The sequence below is a fragment of the Mobiluncus curtisii subsp. curtisii ATCC 35241 genome (assembly GCF_000146285.1).
In the GTDB taxonomy this organism is placed as follows: domain Bacteria; phylum Actinomycetota; class Actinomycetes; order Actinomycetales; family Actinomycetaceae; genus Mobiluncus; species Mobiluncus curtisii.
This window is the reverse complement of record NZ_GL385912.1, coordinates 425,018-427,632: the sequence shown is the minus strand read 5'-3', so window position 1 is coordinate 427,632 and position 2,615 is coordinate 425,018. Positions and strand designations below refer to the sequence as shown.

The window sequence follows — 2,615 nt, the reverse complement described above, 5'->3', positions numbered from 1 at the left end:
AAACAGCCACGACAAGAAAACCTGCAACTCATTAGCCGAGTTATCAATACGCCTGGTTTCAGACCTCCCACAACCCCCGCAACGCCAACGCTGCCGCCCAGAGCTAGTCCTACCATTACGCTTTAACGCTCCACCACAAAACGGGCATTTAAGTCTACTCATGCCCTCAAGCATGAAATACCAAACTTAAAACCAGACTTTAAGCCGCTACCCCAACGAAAAACCCGTCCAAAAAACACACAAAATGACCGACCTCAAAGTTGAGCCAAACCAACTTAAAACCCGGCTTTAACGCAAAAACAGAACCAAAAACCCAAACAAAAAACACACAATTTGTCCTTTAACCCTGTTTCGTGACCCGAGCACGGATTGAGCCAGGTTTCGGTTACTGGCTTTCTATGATCTTCCTGTTGGTTCAGCAGCAATGCTGATCGGTTGTGAACTTCAGTAGGCAAGGGGGGCAGATACGGGTCGCATGACTGTAAAAGAGCTAATGTTTGAAGCCGCCACCCAGTTTTCTGGGAGACGGCTTCAAAGGGTGAAATGCTATTCGCTAGACAGTCCAGTAGGAATCCTTACTGGCGCGCATTGCGGATACGTGAGCCGATTGCTCCCACGGCAAGGCCTACGAGTGCGATAGCAAGGTAACCCCAAATATTATCGCCACTGCTTTGAATGTTCTTTGGCGGTGCAGGAGTGTTTTCTGCAGTTAGAACGCTTTGGGTGTCGCGGCCAGAGATAATGTTGTCGATCCATTCGGCGGTGCCTGCAACTGTGGTGATTGCAGCACTAGGGGAGGGAAGGTCCGGATCCCCATTGGCAGTTCCAGCGGTAGCAAGTCCCGCAAGCTTTCCGTCGACAAAGAACGGGCCACCAGAGTCACCGCCCTGCATGCCAGCTCCAGAAACTGACTGCACATCCAAGATAGAGGTTTCGATCCTAGGCTGTATGGAGTTGTCGGCTGGGACTTCCGACATCCCCTCAGGATTAGACTCGGTTTGGCCAGTTTCTGTCATTCCAGGTTTTGACTGTGGAGCCTGTGGCGGGGCAGTCTCTGTAGACGCATCAGCGCCGGTAGGTGTCTTGGAATCGGAAGGAGTTTCGGGAGCACTCGGCGTGTCAGAACCGGAAGGTGCGCCACCTAGTAGCTCTTTGACAACCATTTTGGCCATTGGTAGCTGTCCAGATCGTGCCATTGACGAGCTGCTACTCCAACCGTAAAGAGTTCCCGTCTGCCCTGGGGTTGGAATATCGTGGGAGATTTTTGCGGGGGTTGCGTTAGTCACTTTCTCAGTCAGGTGAAGTAACCCCGCGTCAGATGTGGGCGAAAGAGCCCAGGAATCAGCGTTGTAGACCTTTCCAGCGATGCGTGCCTGGGTGCCTTCATTGTTGACTGACTCTAGACAGTGGCGCGCTGTGAGTACCCACTGGTCGGCAATGAGTGTGCCTGTGCAGTCACCAAAGCTGCCGATTTTGCCCATTTTGAGCGCGGCAACGGAACTGCTTTCCGCATTATCGGGCGCCGGATCTCCATATTCGAGTGCGAGAGCCGGAGTTGCAGTCATTAGCAGGGTGGCGCTGACAATGGCAGCGAACGAAAAATGTGATTTTTTCACGGTTAATTCCCTTTCTTAGAAGGAACAATGACCTTGATCGTGGTGGCAACGAGTTTCTCAGCAGGACCCTGTCCTGCAAACTTCTTCCAGAGGCTGGCTGCGACGAGGAAGAATACGATGAAACCGATTGCTGACAAAGTGGAATGCAACGCGACATTTTGCTGCCAGTAGAAAGCGGTGAGAATGTGCAGAATGTAAATGGTTAGCGACATTGTTCCCATGGCAGCGAAAGGGTAAACTAAGGTTGAAGAGAGATCGCCTATGAGCACACATAGGTGGATCACTACGGCTGCAACGGCAACGGAGAGGATAATCTCTCCGGCAACACCGGTGTGACCGGTAAAGCTGAGCCAGCTGGGAATGTCTGGGTCAAATCGGAAGTAGATGCCGATACCAGCGATGACAACGCTGATAGCGGTTACGATCCAGCTCAGTCGAGTGTTAGGGTTGCTGTTCTCATCGGGGTTGCGATGTAGTCGGTCGCGCAGGTACACATCGAAAAGAAGCATGCCACCGATGAAGTATGCAATCCATGCCAATAGCGGATAAATCTGTGGCAGTTCGATGGGGGCGTAAACGATTGTTGCGGCGATTGTGGCGGCAATAAATAGACCGAGTCTCCACCACGTTCCCAATGCGGGCATCCAGGAAACTAGGATCATTACCAGGCCCATTACGATGAGAACCACTTGGATTTGTCCACCCACGGGCAGTAGTGCCAGACCGATGAGGATGATTAAAGCGCCTCGGGCTATCAGCCGCAAGAAAGTGGCGCTGGTGTAGTTTCGTCCAATAATCATCATCGTCGCGCCGGCGATGATGGCAAATAATGATGCGGGTAGGCCAGAGAGTATTACTTTGGTACTCCAAAGTAGCGAGGCCATGTGGATAACTATCATTCCGATGATCGCGAGTGAGCGCGCTACATCAAGCCCCACGATTCGTGAAGGTTTAGACACTCAGTTCCCTCCTTTACTAGTACTTTAGTGAAGTGTCCCA

Annotated in this window: 3 protein-coding genes; all 3 read right to left on the bottom strand. The window is 51.8% G+C overall.

Features of this window, described 5'->3' with window-relative positions:
* Window positions 1–162: transposase-like zinc-binding domain-containing protein (locus tag HMPREF0574_RS09890; RefSeq protein ID WP_428829131.1), on the bottom strand; the 162-nt coding region annotated here is incomplete at its 3' end.
* A 413-nt stretch (window positions 163–575) separates the two neighbouring features.
* The gene (locus tag HMPREF0574_RS01890; protein WP_004006980.1) at window positions 576–1,616 is read right to left on the bottom strand and encodes a trypsin-like serine protease; all 1,041 of its coding nucleotides are present in this window, start codon (window positions 1,614–1,616) and stop codon (window positions 576–578) included.
* Window positions 1,617–1,618: 2 nt separating this feature from the next.
* On the bottom strand, window positions 1,619–2,575 hold the full coding sequence (locus HMPREF0574_RS01885; protein WP_004006979.1) for a DUF418 domain-containing protein: 957 nt from the start codon (window positions 2,573–2,575) through the stop codon (window positions 1,619–1,621).
* Between the last annotated feature and the right edge of the window lie 40 nt (window positions 2,576–2,615).